Genomic DNA, 14,343 nt, shown 5'->3' with positions numbered 1-14,343 from the left:
CTCGCCTTGCCCGGCAACAACGGCGCGATCCGCTCCCACTGCGTCTGGTTCAACTCGTAACGCTTGGCCGACATCAATAAGGCTCCGTCAATCGAACGGAGCCCTATGAATCAGACATCTCGGCACCTGAGAATCCTGAATGTCGATTGGCCCTAGACCGCCAGTTCCCGGCGCTCCTGGGCGCTGCGCATGGCCAGGTCCATGATGGTCATGGTCGCCAGGGCGTCGGCCGGGTTCGACGGGTTGGGCGCGGCGCCGTTCAAGGCGTCGCGCAGGGCGGCGTAGAAGGCCAGATAGTCGCCGGGCAGGCTGTTGAAGTCCGAGCCGCCCTCGACGCGGGTCAGGGCGCCCGGACGCGGATCGACGCCCCAGCCTTCGCCGCCGGGCTTCGTACCAGCGGCCAGGGCGGCCTCCTGCGGGTCCAGGCCATGCTTGACGAAGCTGCCGCCGGTCCCGTGCACCACGAAGCGCAGGTCATTGACCAAGGCCAGCTGGCAGGCGTGCAGGATCACCCGCAGGCGCGGATAGCGCAGCAGCACATGGCAATAGTCGACCGCCTGGCCGCCGTCCTTCTGGACCGCGAAGTCGGCATAGACGCCGACCGGCAGGCCGAACAGCTGCAGCGCCTGGTCGACGAGGTGCGGGCCCAGGCCGTACCAGGTGCCGGCGCCGGCCTTCTCCTTCCACTGGTCGACGACGACGGGGCGGAAGCGGTCGTAGCGGGACTCGAAGTGGGTGACCGCGCCCAGGGCGCCGTCGGCGATCAGCTGCTTGAGGGTCAGGAAGTCGCTGTCCCAGCGGCGGTTGTGGAACACGCTGAGCAACTTGCCTTCGTGCTGGGCCTGCTCTGCCAGGGCCTGGGCGTCGGCTAGGGTGGTGGCGAACGGCTTGTCGATCAGCACCGCCTTGCCGGCCGCCAAAGCCGCGCGGCCGTGCTGGGCGTGGACGGCGTCGGGCGTGGCGACCACGACGAGGTCGACGGCGGGATCGGCCAGGGCCGTGGCGACGTCGGAAACGACGACCGCGCCCGGATGGTCGGCCGCGACTTGATCGACCCGTGAGGTGACCACGGTCTTGAGCGTCAGCCCCGGCGTGGCGGCGATCAGCGGCGCGTGGAACACCTTGCCCGCCATGCCATAGCCCAGCAGGGCGACGTTGAGAGTCTTGGTCATGGGCAGGCTCCGACGGCGAAGGTTCGGGACCCTAGTTGTTCGCTGAACCCTGGTCACGACGACGGGCAAAAAATGGGTGCGTCTTTTGCTCGACCCGGCGCCGCTTCGACGGCAGATTGCGCGCGTTCGCTCTCCAGGAGACTCAAGATGAAGACCCGCGCCGCCGTCGCTTTCGAAGCCAAGAAGCCGCTGGAAATCGTCGAGGTCGACCTGGAAGGTCCCAAGGCCGGCGAGGTGATGGTCGAGATCAAGGCCACCGGCGTCTGCCACACCGACGCCTACACGCTCGACGGCCTGGACAGCGAAGGTATCTTCCCCTCGATCCTGGGCCACGAAGGCGCGGGCGTGGTGGTCGAGGTCGGCGCCGGCGTCACCTCGGTGGCGGTCGGCGATCACGTGATCCCGCTCTACACGCCCGAATGTCGCCAGTGCAAAAGCTGCCTCAGCGGCAAGACCAACCTGTGCACGGCCATCCGCGCCACCCAGGGCAAGGGCCTGATGCCCGATGGCACCAGCCGCTTCTCGTACAAGGGCCAAGCGATCGCCCACTACATGGGCTGCTCGACCTTCTCGAACTACACGGTGCTGCCCGAGATCGCGGTGGCCAAGATCCGCAAGGACGCGCCGTTCAAGACCGCCTGCTACTGCGGTTGCGGCGTGACCACGGGCGTGGGCGCGGTCACCAACACCGCCAAGGTCGAGCCGGGCGCCAACGCCATCGTCTTTGGACTGGGCGGCATCGGCCTGAACGTCATCCAGGGCCTGAAGCTGGTCGGCGCCAACATGATCATCGGCGTCGATCTCAATCCGGACCGCGAGGAGTGGGGCCGCAAGTTCGGCATGACCCACTTCGTGAACCCGAAGGACGTGCAGGGCGACCTGGTCGCGCACCTGGTGGCCCTGACCGACGGCGGCGCCGACTACACCTTCGACGCCACCGGCAACACCGGCGTGATGCGCACGGCGCTGGAAGCCTGCCACCGCGGCTGGGGCGAAAGCATCATCATCGGCGTGGCGGAGGCGGGCAAGGAGATCTCCACCCGTCCGTTCCAGCTGGTCACCGGCCGCGTCTGGAAAGGCACCGCCTTCGGCGGCGCGCGCGGCCGCACCGACACGCCCAAGATCGTCGACTGGTACATGGACGGGAAGATCCAGATCGACCCGATGATCACCCACGTCCTGCCGCTGGAAGACATCAACAAGGCCTTCGACCTGATGCATGCGGGCGAGAGCATCCGGACCGTGGTGACGTTCTAGGTCTTCATCCTTCTCCCCCTTGCGGGAGAAGGTGTCGCCGCAGGCGACGGATGAGGGGCTGATGGTCGGTTCAACTGCGCACGGTGATGCCGGTGCGACCCCTCATCCGACCTGCTTCGCAAGCCACCTTCTCCCGCAAGGGGAGAAGGATCGTTGAGTAGGCAAAATGTCCGAAGTCGAGATCCTTAACACCCATCGCGTCCACGGCGGCACGCTGCGCTACTGCAAGCACGAGAGCGCCAGCGCTGGCACGCCGATGAAGTTCACCGTGTGGGTTCCGGATGGGGAGGGGCCGTTCCCCTATCTCGTCTGGCTGTCGGGCCTGACCTGCACCGAGGACAATTTCACGGTGAAGTCGGGGGTCTATGCCTATGCCGCAAAGCACGGCGTGGCGATCGTCGCGCCCGACACCTCGCCGCGGGGCGAGGGCGTGGCCGACGATCCGGCCTATGACCTGGGGCAGGGCGCCGGCTTCTATGTCGACGCCACCCAGGCGCCGTGGGCGCCGCACTTCCAGATGTATTCGTACGTGACCAAGGACCTGCTGGAGGCCGTCGACGGCGCCTTCCCGCTGGACGCGGGCCGGCGCGGGATCTTCGGCCACTCGATGGGCGGGCATGGGGCGCTGACGATCGCGCTGCGCAACCCGGACCTCTTCAAGTCGGTCAGCGCCTTTTCGCCGATCGTCTCGCCGCTGAACTGCCCGTGGGGCGACAAGGCGCTGACGGCCTATCTCGGCCCCGACCGCGCGGCGTGGCGCGCCCACGACGCCTGCGCCCTGATCGAGGATGGCGCCGGCGAGAGCTTCGACGAGATCCTGATCGACCAGGGCCTGGCCGACAACTTCCTGGAAAACCAGCTGAAGCCCGAACTGATCGAAGCCGCCGCCAACACGGCCGGCCGCAAGGTCACGGTCCGCCGCCAGGACGGCTACGACCACAGCTACTTCTTCATCACAACCTTCATCGGCGATCACGTGGCGCGGCACGCGCAAAGATTGTAGTTTGCAGCCTCGAACCGTTGAGGGCGCGTAGCGATCTGCTATGCTGTCCTCATGGTCGCCGAGCCCTCCATCTTCGAGATCGATGAAGAAGCCGAAGCCGCGGCTGACGCCGAAGGCATGGCAGACATCGCGGCCGGTCGCGTCGTCCCGCATGAAGAGGTGGCGGCATGGCTCGACACCTGGGGTACGCCGGATGAGAAACCCGCTCCGGCCAAGTGGCGCAAGTAGTCTGGACGTGGCGAGCGCTGGCCGATCTGGCGGCCATCCGCGACTACATCGGACAGTTCAATCCGCTCGCCGCGCAGCGTATGGCTAGCCGCCTGCGGTCAGCAGCGGAAAGTCTGGCGCAACATCCCGGCCGTGGCCGTCTGGCGACGGCGACCTTGCGAGAACTGGTTGTCCTTCCGCCCTATGTCATACGCTACCATGTGGGGGATGATGTCGTGCATATCGTTCGCATCCGACACGCCGCGCAGCTCTGACTGGGCGCGAGAGGCTGGAAGACAGACGTATGCGCCCCGACCGTCCCGACCGGAATGACGACCTGATCAATCCGTTGACGCCCTGGCCGTCGATGGCGCTGATCTTTGTCGTCGGATGGGGCTTGGTCCTGCTGGACGCCCTGGATGTCCCCGGGCGCTACGGGAGGGGACCGGGCCTGAGCCGGTTCTCGCTGTTCCTGCCGTTTCTGGCGGTGGCGGGCTACTGGGTGTTGTGGATGGCGTGGCGGGTTGGTCAGCGGCGCCAGCAACGTCGCTCGCGCGAGCGGCGGGCCATGCTGGGGCACGACCGTTCGCATTGACTCCCCGACCCCGTTCGCTCATAAGCCACCCCTTCACGCCGCCGGCTCGCCGGACGGTGCGAAAACCGCATGACGGATTGACCCGAAGCCGCCGTTGAGATCGCACCTCTTTCGAGGGGAGCCGGCCCGGATCGAATAGAAGAGTGACTTATGTCCAAGCGCCATAGCGCCAAGTACAAGATCGACCGTCGCATGGGTGAAAACCTGTGGGGCCGTCCCAAGTCCCCGGTCAACTCGCGCTCGTACGGCCCCGGCCAGCACGGCCAACGCCGCAAGCAGAAGGTCTCGGACTTCGGCCTGCAGCTGCGCGCCAAGCAAAAGCTGAAGGGCTACTACGGTAACCTGACCGAGAAGCAATTCTCGCGCACCTACGAGGAAGCTGCTCGCCGCAAGGGCAACACCTCGGAGAACCTGATCGCTCTGCTCGAATCGCGCCTGGACGCCATCGTCTATCGCGCCAAGTTCGTGCCGACCGTGTTCGCCGCCCGTCAGTTCGTGAACCACGGCCACGTGACCGTGAACGGCAAGCGCGTGAACATCCCGTCGTACCGCTGCAAGCCGGGCGACGTGATCCAGGTCCGCGAAAAGTCGCGCAACATGGCTCTGGTCCTGGAAGCGGTCGCCTCGAACGAGCGTGACTTCGCCGAGTACGTCTCGGTCGACGCCAAGGGCCTGTCGGCCACCTTCGTCCGCGCTCCGGAACTGTCGGAAGTTCCGTATCCGGTGAAGATGGAACCGAACCTGGTCGTCGAATTCTACGCTTCGTAAGCGTCGGATCCGAACCAAATGGAAAAGGCCCCGGAGCGATCCGGGGCCTTTTTTGTTGCGCGCCCCTTAAGGGAAGGAGCCCCCTTGAAAGGCTCCGGGCGCTCCCCCAGCTTTATAAGGCGGGACCGGGCCCCTCTGGCGAGTGATGCAAGCACTCGTGATGTCGGACCGCATCGGGTGTTCTCGATGTCAGTGGGTCCGGCCGCCTAAGCCCCCCTCCCCAAGGCGCCGCCTCCGACACGAGGACACCCGATCCATCCCTTTGGACCGGAGGTTCCGTATGCCCCTTCTGATGTGCCCCAACTGCGACGGCTCCATGCAGGCCGTGCAGCGCGCCGGCGTCGAGTTCGACATGTGCCCGCGCTGCCGTGGCGTCTGGCTGGACCGTGGCGAGCTGGAGAAGCTGATGGTGATCGAGCGCGAGGAGGCCCAGGCTGCTCAGGCCGGCCAGCGGCCCTATAGCCGCCCCGACCACTACGCCGACCATAAGCGTCACGATGAGCACAAGCGCTACGACGACGATGATCGCCGCCACCACGGCCAGCATGGTCATCACAAGAAGAAGCGCTTCGACCTGTTCGACATCTTCGACTGACCGACACGATGAACCACTTCAAGACCTACATGCTGCTGGCGGGCCTGACGGCCCTGTTCATGGGCGCGGGCTATCTGATCGGCGGGCCGACCGGCATGCTGATCGCCCTGGCGTTCGCGCTGGCCCTCAACGCCTTCTCGTACTGGAACGCCGACAAGATCGTGCTGCGGACCTATGGCGCGCAGGAGGTTGACGAGAGCCACCCCGAGCCGCTGATCCGCAACTACGTCATCGACGTCGTGGAGATGGCCCGGAAGGCTGGCCTGCCACGTCCGCGCGTGACAGTGATCGACAACGCCCAGCCCAACGCCTTCGCCACTGGCCGCGACCCAGTCCACGCGGCCGTCGCCGCCACGACTGGCCTGCTGCAGCTGCTGACCCGCGACGAGATCCGCGGCGTCATGGCCCACGAGCTGGCCCACGTAAAGAACCGTGACACCCTGGTCATGACCGTGACGGCGACCATCGCCGGCGCGATCTCGGCCCTGGCCAATTTCGCGTTCTTCTTCGGCGGCTCGCGCGACGAGGAGGACAATGGCGGCGGCATTGGCGGGATGATCGGCGCGATCGCCATCGCCATCCTGGCCCCGATCGCCGCCATGCTGGTGCAGATGGCCATCAGCCGGGCTCGCGAATACGAGGCCGACCGCATCGGCGCCCAGATCGGCGGCGACCCGGCCGCTCTGGCCCGCGCCCTGGAGAAGATCGAGGCCTATGCGCGCGGCGGCTACGTCAACCACGACGCCGAGCGCAATCCGGCCACGGCCCACATGTTCATCATCAACCCGCTGACCGGGAAGGGCGCGGACAGCCTGTTCTCGACACACCCTTCGACCCAGAACCGCGTCGAGGCCTTGATGCGGCTGGGCGTGGGGCAGGGCGCGCGACGCCCGGCCGTGCCGGTCACGGCTTCGGTCGCGCCGCCGAGCAGCAATCCTGGTCCCTGGGGTTAGGGCGCTTCCACCGGCAGCTTACGGGGATATTCCCAAGCCCAGGGCGTGCCCAGATCGCCCAGCACGGACTTGACCAGGGTCGGATAGAGGCGCTGGCCCAGGCCGCTGTTGCTGAGCAGGACCACGCAGCGCTTGCCCTTCTCGACGCAGCCCACGTGGTTGTCGGTGATGTCGTTATGGCCGCCCTTGAAGAAGGCGCGGCCCTGCGGTCCGTCATAGACGACCACGCCGATGCCGGCGGCTAGGCCGATCCTGGCGTTGGCGGGATTGTCCTTGATCAGGAACGGCGGGAACTGGGCCTCGCTGACGATCGGGAAGCTGGCCTTGTCCAGCTCGGCGCGGGCCTTGGCCGACAAGCCCCAGCCCGAGATCATGGCCGCCGCCAGCTTGCCCATGTCGGCGATCGTGGTGTCCAGCGAGCCGGCCGCCTTGACGCTGGAGCGGTCGTCGTGGGCCTCCCACTTGCCGTCCTCGTGTACGCCGTCGGCCAGGTCGCCCTTGAAGTCATCGCGCCAGATCATGCTGGAGCGGGTCATGCCTAAGGGCTGGAACAGGCGACGGTTCATCTCGTCGCCGACCTTCAGGCCCAGGCTCTCCTCGATGACGAACTGGGCCAGGTTGACGCCCTCGTTCGAGTAGGCGTAGCGGCTGCCCGGCTCCAGATTGAAGCGGAACTTGTTCTCCGGATCGTAGAACCGCTGGTCGGCCAGGCCCGAGCTGTGGGTCAGCAGGCGGCGGATGGTGATGGTCTTCCAGCGTTCGTCGACGCCCAGGTCGGCATATTTCGGATAGGCGGGCAGGGGCTTGGGCAGGTAGTCGGCGATCGACTTGTCGAGATCGATCTTGCCGTCGTCGACCAGCATCAGGACGTAGTAGGCGAAGGTCATCTTGGTCAGCGACGCCGCGTACATGATCGTGTCGGTCGTCAGCGGATCGCCCTTCTCGTTGCGGACGCCCTTGGCGACAACGTGGGCGACCTTGCCGTTGTCGATCACGGCCACGGCCAGTCCGGGGATCTTGCCGGCGACGATCAGCCGATCGATCTCGGCGTCGAGTTGTTTGTAGTCAGCGGCGACGGCCGGGGCGGCCATGACGCTGGCCAGGGACGCGGCCAGCAAAGCAGAACGAAGACGCACGATACGCTCCCGAAAGGCTGGTCACGCGGCCAGCGGTGGGCGATCTTCACCGCAGTTTCGGTCGTTCGTACAGAGGTCGATGAACTTCATTCAGTCGCGCAGAGGTTTTGTGATCACCGGAGCGGCGCTGGCCCTGGCCGGCTGCGCGACCACGCCTGGCCTGCTGGCCGCGTCGCCCGGCGAGACCTTTCCCGAGCTGGAGCCGTTGCTCGCCGCCGACGCCGGCGCGGACGGCCTGACCATCCGGGTGACGTCCCGGGGCTGCGCGGCCAGGGCCGACTTCGTGTTCCGCGTCGACCGCAAGGCCGGCCATGCGGTGGTCGCTTTTGCCCGGCGACGGCTGGAGACGTGCAAGGGACCGACCCGCGCCGTCGACCTGGTGTTCGCCTACGCCGAGCTTGGCCTGACGTCGGGCGAACGGATCGTCATCGCCAATCCGCTACACCGCCCTGAGGAGACGACATGACTGACGCCGCCGCGCCGGGCTGGAAGATCCAATGTGTCAGCTGTGGTCGCCAGAAGTCGCTGGCTGCGGCTGGCGGTGTTCGCATCGGCGGGGCCGGAACCAGCTATACGCTGGGGCGCTGCTCGCATTGCCGGGGTTTTCGGATCATGACGATCCACCGACCGTCGCGACCCTAGCCATTCGGCGTAAAGCGCTCGATCATCCAGGGCAGCACGCGGGCAGGGCGCTTGGCGGCGATGTCGAGCAGCACCCAGTCGGTGCGGCTCTGGGCGCACATCTCGCCGTCGGGGCCGTCGATGCGGACGTAGCGCTCGAAGCGCGGGCCCTTCAGCTCACCGACCCAGGTGTAGCCGGTGGCGATCTCGCCCGGCAACAGCTCGCGGCGGTAGTCGATCTCGTGACGGCGGGCGATCCAGCTCCAGGGCGCGCGCTGTTCTTCGCTCGCCCACGCTTCCCAGTGGGCGATGGCCAGGTCCTGGGCCCAGGCCAGATAGACCACGTTGTTGACGTGGCCGTTGGCGTCGATGTCCGACGCCTTGGGCTCGAAGGTCAGGGAATAGGCGTCTGAAGGCGGGACGAACAGTCGGCTCACGCCGCGATCAGGCCCTGCTCGACGAAGAGGGTCTTCAGCTCGCCCGACTGGAACATCTCGCGGACGATGTCACTGCCGCCCAGGAATTCGCCCTTCACATAGAGCTGCGGGATGGTCGGCCAGTCGGTGAAGGTCTTGATGCCCTGGCGCAGGTCGTCGTCCTGCAGGACGTCGACGCCGATGAACTCGACGCCCAGGTGGTCGAGGATCTGCACGGCCACCGACGAGAAGCCGCAGCGCGGCTGGTCGGGCACGCCCTTCATGAACAGCACAACCGGATGCTCGGCCACGGTCTTGGCGATGAAGTCGATGGCGGGGGAGGAAGCGACGTCGGTCATGGCGATAGTCCTAGGGCGTAAGCCTTTCAGCTAGGCGCCACGGGGCCCTGGGTCAAGTGCGACCCGCTGCCTTCTCGCGTTCCTGTGCCGAGAAGCGGGCCATCTCGATCTGGGCGCAGACGCCGGTAGGCAGGTCGCGCTCGACCACAGCGGCCAGGCGCTCGACCTCGGCGCGGTTGCTGGCCATGACGCGCACTGTCGACAGCGAGGGTTCGGTCAGGGCGTAGCCCAGGCAGATTTCCTCGGCATTCCAGCTGGGCGTGTTGTGCAGGAACTCGTAGCCGCCGAAGTCGGCCAGCGGATCGGTGCGACGCCGCCACAGCGACGGTTTGGGCGCGGCGGCGACCCCGCCGCTATCGCGCAGAGCCTGGGGCCAGAAGTCCTCGCCGATGACGGCGAAGTCGTGCGTCGAGGCGTGGCGGATGCGGTGGCGCTCGGCCCAGCCCGACGACAGGTTGAACGGTGAGGAGACGGCCGTGACCAGGCCGCTCTTCAACAGGCGCGGGTCGATGTCGCCGCGGCTGGCGATGCCGATGCCCTTGATCGCGCGGCTCTCATGCAGCGCGCGCAGGCCCGCGTCGAAGGCCGTGGGCAGGGCAGGGCCCAGCGGGTCGTTGATCAGGACAAGGTCGACATAGTTCAGGCCCAGCCCCTCGAAGGCCGAACCCAGCAGGCTGTCGACGGCCTGCTGGCCCAGCAAGCCGGAGTCGCCGCGCACCCGCCAGGTCAGGAACAGCAGCCGCCGCTCGACGCTGGCGAAGGCCTCGCCCGCGCCCTTGAGCAACTCGGGACTGTCGCCCTCGACCTGGAAACTGTTGATGCCGTTCTCGAGGGCCGTGAAGACCAGGGCGCGCCAGTCGTTGGCTCGCAGGCGCGCGCTGTCGGCCAGGCGCAGGGTCAGCGCCGAAACCGCCATGCCAGACGCGCCGAACGGGCGATAGCGCAACGAAGGCTCCTATTCGGCCGGGGCGGCGGTTTCGAGGGCCAGGGCGTGCAGGACGCCGCCCAGCACGTCGGCCAGGGCCTTGTTGACCAACTGGTGCTGGCGCACGCGCGGCAGGCCCTTGAAGGCCGGCGAGACGATGCGGGCCTTCCAGTGGTCGTTGTCGCCGGCCAGGTCGGTCAGCACGATCTCGGAATCCGGGAAGGCTGCTGTCAGGCGCGCTTCGAGGTCGGCATGGGACATGGGCACTGGAGGGACTCCGGTCTCTAAGAAAGTCTATCTGGCCGCGAATCCTTAAGGACGGACGCACGCTGACAGCGTTTGTCATTCCGGGCCACGGCGATCTGTCGGAGATTTAATTGAAATCGCCGCGCGGCGCACGGCATGTAGGCGGAATGATCCGTCTTTCCTGCGCTGTGGCGCTCACCGCCGCCGTTTTCGCTGCCGCGCCGGCCTTCGCCGACCCGGGTGACAAGGCTCTCGACGACGTCCGCATCCTGTCGGCTGACGACATGCAGGGCCGCCTGGTCGGCACGCCGGGCTCGGAGAAGGCGCGGGCCTACATCCTGTCGCGGTTCGCCGAGATCGGCCTGTCGCCGCTGGGCGACAAGTTCGAGCAGACCTTCACGTTCCAGAAGCGCGACGGCGCGACGGCGCAAGGGACGAACCTGATCGCCCGCATCAAAGGGACTGAGACCGGCGGCAAGGCCGTGGTCGTCTCGGCCCACTACGATCACCTGGGTGTCCGCGACGGCCAGATCTACAACGGCGCCGACGACAACGCCTCGGGCGTGGCGGGCCTGCTGGCCGTGGCCGAGGCTTTCAAGGCCAAGCCGCCCAAGCACGACGTGATCCTGGCGGTGGTCGACGCCGAGGAAGGCGGCCTGCGCGGCGCCAAGGCCTTCGCGGCCAACCCGCCGGTCCCGCTGTCGACGATCGCGCTGAACATCAATTTCGACATGCTGGCCAAGAACCCCAAGAACGAGCTCTACGTCTCGGGGACAGCGCCTTTCCCTTACCTGAAGCCGATCCTGGTCAAGGTGGCCGCCACCGCGCCGGTGACCCTGAAGCTGGGCCACGACACCGACGAGGGCGGAAAGGAGAACAACTGGACCAACCAGTCCGACCACTACGCCTTCGCCGAGAAGGGCGTGCCGTGGATCTATTTCGGGGTCGAGGACCATCCCGAATATCATAAGCCCACGGACGACTTCGCGACCGTGCCGCAGGACTTCTTCAAGCGCTCGGTGGCGACGGTGGTCCAGGCGTCCCAGGCGCTGGAGCGCGACCTCGACGACGTGGCCAAGGCGTCGGGGCGCTAAACCCTCGGTTTTATTGGATTTCACGGCGCGACGAATTGTCACCGCGGCTGGCGGAATAACCCCATCTCTCCTTAATGTGGCAGGGCTCATCGTGATTCCGCCAAGCTGAAGGAGCGCCGCGATCAACCCGGCCGTCGTGAGAGACCGGATCTTCAAGACCGCGCCAACGGTGGGCTTCATCGTCGGTGCGGCGCTGCTGTCGGATTACGTCGTCAACGTGCTGGTCATGCATAATCCGCAGGGCTTCACGCCGTTCACGACCCTGATCATCGCCACCCTGGTCGCCACGCCCCTGGCCTACTGGCTGACCAGCCAGCGGATGAAGCTGGAGCAGATGCGCGACGACCTGTCGGCCAGCGTCGAAGCCCAGCAGCGCGCCATCGAGCAGTATCGCGAGGCCGATCGCCTGTACCGACTGCTGGGCGACAACCTGACCGACCACGTGGCCCTGTGGTCGCCCAAGGGCGAGCGCATCTACAGCTCGCCCAGCATCGAACGCATCACCGGCTACACCCACGACGAGTTCATGGCCTTGCCGCCCCAGGCCATGGTCAGCGACGCCGACTTCAAGCGCGTGCAGGGCCTGATCCGCGGCCTGACCGCCGGCGGCCCGCCGGTCCATGCCGACTACGAGTCCGTGCGCAAGGACGGGACGTGGATCTGGCTGGAAAGCTCCTATTCGCGGCTGGGCGATGGCTCGGACATCCTGCTGGTCACCTCGCGCGACATCACCGAGCGCAAGCGGCTGGAGATCGGCATCGCCAAGGCGCTGGAACTGGCCGAGGCGGCCTCGGCGGCCAAGTCCGACTTCCTGGCCAACATGACCCACGAGCTGCGCACGCCGCTGACGGCGATCATCGGCTTCTCAGAGGTGCTGCGCCGCTCGCGGGGCCTCGACGCGACCGCCGCCCGCCAAGTCGGCCACATCCTGGACGCCAGCAACACCCTGCTCAGCGTCGTCAACGACGTGCTGGACTTCTCGCGGCTTGAGGCCGGCGGGCTGGAGCTGGATCCGGGCCCGTTCGATCCGGCCGCCATGGCCTCGTCCTGCGCGGCCCTGGTCGAAGAGCGCGCCGTCGCCAAGGGGCTGAAGGTCGAGGTCCGCGTGGCAAGCAATGTCGCGCCGATGAGCCTGGACGGCCCGCGCCTGTCGCAGGTGCTGCTGAACTTCCTGTCCAACGCCGTGAAGTTCACGGCCCACGGCGCGATCACGGTCGCGCTCACCCAGACGATCGACGGCGATCAGGCGGTGCTGCGCGGCGAGGTGATCGACACCGGCATCGGCATCGCGCCCGAGAACCGCGAGGCGATCTTCGACCGCTTCTCGCAGGCCGACGCTGCGGTCTCGCGCCGGTTCGGCGGCACGGGCCTGGGCCTGGCCATCTCGCGGCGGATCATCGAGCGCATGGACGGCCAGATCGGCGTCGACAGCGCCGAAGGGCAGGGCTCGACCTTCTGGTTCGAAGTGCGCGGCCCGCTGGCCGAGCTGCCGGCGGCGGAAGCCGAGGAGGCTTCGCCCCTGGACCCCGACGCCGGCGTGCGCCTGCTGCTGGTCGAGGACAATGCGGTGAACCGCGAGCTGATCCGCACCATGCTGGAGCCGTTCGGCATCGGCGTGGAGACGGCCAATGACGGCGTCGCCGGTATCGAGGCCATGCGCCAGGGCCACTACGACCTCGTGCTGATGGACGTGCAGATGCCGGTGATGGACGGCCTGACTGCCACCCGCGAGATCCGCGCCATGGAAGGCGCCCGCGGCGCGGCCACCCCGATCGTGGCCATGACCGCCAATGTCCTGCCCGAACAGATCGCCACCTGCCTGGCGGCGGGCATGGATGATCACCTGGGCAAGCCGATCAACCCGACTAAGCTGCTGGAAACGGTGGCGCGGTGGTCGGGCAGGGTGCACGCGGCCTAGGGGGACCGCCCACCCTTTGCGGACCTTGGCGACGCCACCTATAGAAGAGTGATGGCCTTATCCTTCGGACCGGACTGGGAACGCGACCTGTGGGCGTCGTCGTATCGGCTGAGATTTGAGCTGAACCAGGGCGTTACCCCGGTGACCATGTTCACGAGCAGCTATGATCGTGCACGCACCCTGGCGCGCGCGGCGCTCCCGACGGACAACCTGATGGGTGTCATAGCCGCCTATCCCGATCCCAAAAGAGAAATGGGAGCCAAGTGGCGCGGCTGGACGAAGGGAACCGCCTTCGGACATCTCGAAGAGATGGGGGTGTCTACCGAGGCCCACCTGGCGACATGGAGCGGTCATTACTGGCCGGATGACGCGGTCGATGAGGCCAAGCCTTGGGTCCATCGCGCCGTGAAGCTGACTTGGGATCAGGCGGATATCCTGCTCTGGAACCAGGTCGCGCATGACATGGGCGTCATGCCGCAAGCGCCTGTCATGTCCAAACTCGTCGATCCCGAGCGAGGCGTGTCGGTCAACGCCTATGACGACCGGGGCATGGATATCACCTCCATCGCCAAGGCGCCGATATCCGCGCTCTACACGCAGTTCAACGCGTGGCTCCTCGACCATGATCGGCCCAGAATGGCGGAGGCTTTCGAAGGCTGACGCGAGGTTCGCGGGCCTCGCCGGTCCGTCATTCCCGCCAGGGGCGGAAATGACGGGAGGCGTATGGTCCTAGTCGACGCAGATCGCGCCGGTCGATTTGCCGTTCACGACCTTGGCGTAGCAGCCGAACTGGCGGTTGGTCTTCTGGCAGGTCCCGGCGACCGCGCCCGTGGTCTCGATATTGCCTTCGAGGATGCAAGCGCCTTCGCACTCGCTCTTGTCGGTGCAAACCTTGCCGGCGTCGGCATAGGGGATGACGCAGGTCGGGATCTGGGCCTTGCCGACCGGCTGGATGCTGCCGCCCTTGGCCGAGCAGGCGCTGGCCAGGTTTTCAGCCGACGGCGTCGCCGGCTGGGCGTTGGGCGCGCAGGCGCTCAGCAGGAGAGCAGCGACGGCGGTCAGGGCGAGGATACGCATT

Annotated in this window: 19 protein-coding genes; 12 read left to right on the top strand and 7 right to left on the bottom strand. The window is 66.9% G+C overall.

What is annotated here, in order from left to right:
- Nucleotides 1-152: 152 nt before the first annotated feature.
- A complete protein-coding gene (locus tag AC1RR5_RS19550) occupies nt 153-1,172 on the bottom strand; it encodes an oxidoreductase (protein ID WP_492924103.1) in 1,020 nt (339 codons plus the stop codon).
- Between the two features lie 147 nt (nt 1,173-1,319).
- On the opposite strand from AC1RR5_RS19550, the gene AC1RR5_RS19545 reads away from it, so the two are divergent.
- The 8 genes from AC1RR5_RS19545 (at nt 1,320) to htpX (ending at nt 6,550) form a co-directional block, all read left to right on the top strand.
- A complete protein-coding gene (locus AC1RR5_RS19545; RefSeq protein ID WP_454714815.1) occupies nt 1,320-2,429 on the top strand; it encodes an S-(hydroxymethyl)glutathione dehydrogenase/class III alcohol dehydrogenase in 1,110 nt (369 codons plus the stop codon).
- Between the two features lie 166 nt (nt 2,430-2,595).
- Entirely contained in the window at nt 2,596-3,432 is an 837-nt protein-coding gene (gene fghA / locus AC1RR5_RS19540; RefSeq protein ID WP_492924101.1) for an S-formylglutathione hydrolase, read from the top strand.
- A 51-nt stretch (nt 3,433-3,483) separates the two neighbouring features.
- On the top strand, nt 3,484-3,660 hold the full coding sequence (locus AC1RR5_RS19535) for an antitoxin (protein ID WP_492924099.1): 177 nt from the start codon (nt 3,484-3,486) through the stop codon (nt 3,658-3,660).
- Nucleotides 3,648-3,914, top strand: coding sequence for a type II toxin-antitoxin system RelE/ParE family toxin (locus AC1RR5_RS19530; RefSeq protein ID WP_492924097.1), 267 nt, complete (start codon nt 3,648-3,650; stop codon nt 3,912-3,914). The genes AC1RR5_RS19535 and AC1RR5_RS19530 overlap by 13 nt, the downstream gene beginning before the upstream one ends.
- A gap of 29 nt (nt 3,915-3,943) precedes the next feature.
- On the top strand, nt 3,944-4,234 hold the full coding sequence (locus AC1RR5_RS19525; RefSeq protein ID WP_492924095.1) for a hypothetical protein: 291 nt from the start codon (nt 3,944-3,946) through the stop codon (nt 4,232-4,234).
- 150 nt (nt 4,235-4,384) lie between these two features.
- On the top strand, nt 4,385-5,002 hold the full coding sequence (rpsD, locus tag AC1RR5_RS19520; protein ID WP_492924093.1) for a 30S ribosomal protein S4: 618 nt from the start codon (nt 4,385-4,387) through the stop codon (nt 5,000-5,002).
- A 280-nt stretch (nt 5,003-5,282) separates the two neighbouring features.
- Entirely contained in the window at nt 5,283-5,597 is a 315-nt protein-coding gene (locus AC1RR5_RS19515; RefSeq protein WP_492924091.1) for a TFIIB-type zinc ribbon-containing protein, read from the top strand.
- Nucleotides 5,598-5,605: 8 nt separating this feature from the next.
- Complete coding sequence (gene htpX / locus AC1RR5_RS19510; RefSeq protein WP_492924089.1) at nt 5,606-6,550, top strand: zinc metalloprotease HtpX; 945 nt, start codon at nt 5,606-5,608, stop codon at nt 6,548-6,550.
- On the opposite strand, the gene AC1RR5_RS19505 is transcribed toward htpX, so the two are convergent.
- A complete protein-coding gene (locus tag AC1RR5_RS19505; protein ID WP_492924087.1) occupies nt 6,547-7,686 on the bottom strand; it encodes a serine hydrolase domain-containing protein in 1,140 nt (379 codons plus the stop codon). The genes htpX and AC1RR5_RS19505 overlap by 4 nt on opposite strands.
- Nucleotides 7,687-7,795: 109 nt before the next feature.
- On the opposite strand from AC1RR5_RS19505, the gene AC1RR5_RS19500 reads away from it, so the two are divergent.
- The gene (locus AC1RR5_RS19500; RefSeq protein ID WP_492924085.1) at nt 7,796-8,152 is read left to right on the top strand and encodes a hypothetical protein; all 357 of its coding nucleotides are present in this window, start codon (nt 7,796-7,798) and stop codon (nt 8,150-8,152) included.
- Between the two features lie 172 nt (nt 8,153-8,324).
- Here the strand turns inward: AC1RR5_RS19500 and AC1RR5_RS19495 are convergent, their stop codons facing one another.
- From AC1RR5_RS19495 to AC1RR5_RS19480, 4 genes are read right to left on the bottom strand one after another with little or no spacing between them, the layout of a single operon-like run.
- Nucleotides 8,325-8,744, bottom strand: a complete 420-nt coding sequence (locus AC1RR5_RS19495; RefSeq protein WP_492924083.1) for an acyl-CoA thioesterase — start codon at nt 8,742-8,744, stop codon at nt 8,325-8,327.
- Complete coding sequence (gene grxD / locus AC1RR5_RS19490; RefSeq protein WP_454714830.1) at nt 8,741-9,082, bottom strand: Grx4 family monothiol glutaredoxin; 342 nt, start codon at nt 9,080-9,082, stop codon at nt 8,741-8,743. The genes AC1RR5_RS19495 and grxD overlap by 4 nt, the downstream gene beginning before the upstream one ends.
- A 52-nt stretch (nt 9,083-9,134) precedes the next feature.
- Nucleotides 9,135-10,028 carry an aldo-keto reductase family protein gene (locus AC1RR5_RS19485; protein WP_492924081.1) on the bottom strand — a complete coding sequence of 298 codons (894 nt, stop codon included), beginning with the start codon at nt 10,026-10,028 and terminating at the stop codon, nt 9,135-9,137.
- A gap of 9 nt (nt 10,029-10,037) precedes the next feature.
- Nucleotides 10,038-10,274, bottom strand: a complete 237-nt coding sequence (locus tag AC1RR5_RS19480) for a BolA/IbaG family iron-sulfur metabolism protein (RefSeq protein WP_492924079.1) — start codon at nt 10,272-10,274, stop codon at nt 10,038-10,040.
- 146 nt (nt 10,275-10,420) lie between these two features.
- Between AC1RR5_RS19480 and AC1RR5_RS19475 the strand changes: the two genes are divergently transcribed.
- The 3 genes from AC1RR5_RS19475 to AC1RR5_RS19465 all read left to right on the top strand — a co-directional run bounded on the left by AC1RR5_RS19475 (nt 10,421) and on the right by AC1RR5_RS19465 (nt 13,925).
- A complete protein-coding gene (locus AC1RR5_RS19475) occupies nt 10,421-11,347 on the top strand; it encodes a M20/M25/M40 family metallo-hydrolase (RefSeq protein ID WP_492924077.1) in 927 nt (308 codons plus the stop codon).
- 121 nt (nt 11,348-11,468) lie between these two features.
- Nucleotides 11,469-13,265, top strand: a complete 1,797-nt coding sequence (locus AC1RR5_RS19470) for a PAS domain-containing hybrid sensor histidine kinase/response regulator (protein ID WP_492924119.1) — start codon at nt 11,469-11,471, stop codon at nt 13,263-13,265.
- Nucleotides 13,266-13,316: 51 nt separating this feature from the next.
- Entirely contained in the window at nt 13,317-13,925 is a 609-nt protein-coding gene (locus AC1RR5_RS19465; RefSeq protein WP_492924075.1) for a DUF3885 domain-containing protein, read from the top strand.
- 69 nt (nt 13,926-13,994) lie between these two features.
- On the opposite strand, the gene AC1RR5_RS19460 is transcribed toward AC1RR5_RS19465, so the two are convergent.
- Nucleotides 13,995-14,342 carry a hypothetical protein gene (locus AC1RR5_RS19460; protein WP_492924073.1) on the bottom strand — a complete coding sequence of 116 codons (348 nt, stop codon included), beginning with the start codon at nt 14,340-14,342 and terminating at the stop codon, nt 13,995-13,997.
- Between the last annotated feature and the right edge of the window lies 1 nt (nt 14,343).

The organism is Caulobacter sp. GW821-FHT11E11 (assembly GCF_058808315.1).
Note: the sequence above shows the minus strand (reverse complement) of the source record. Positions and strands in the feature narration are given on the sequence as shown.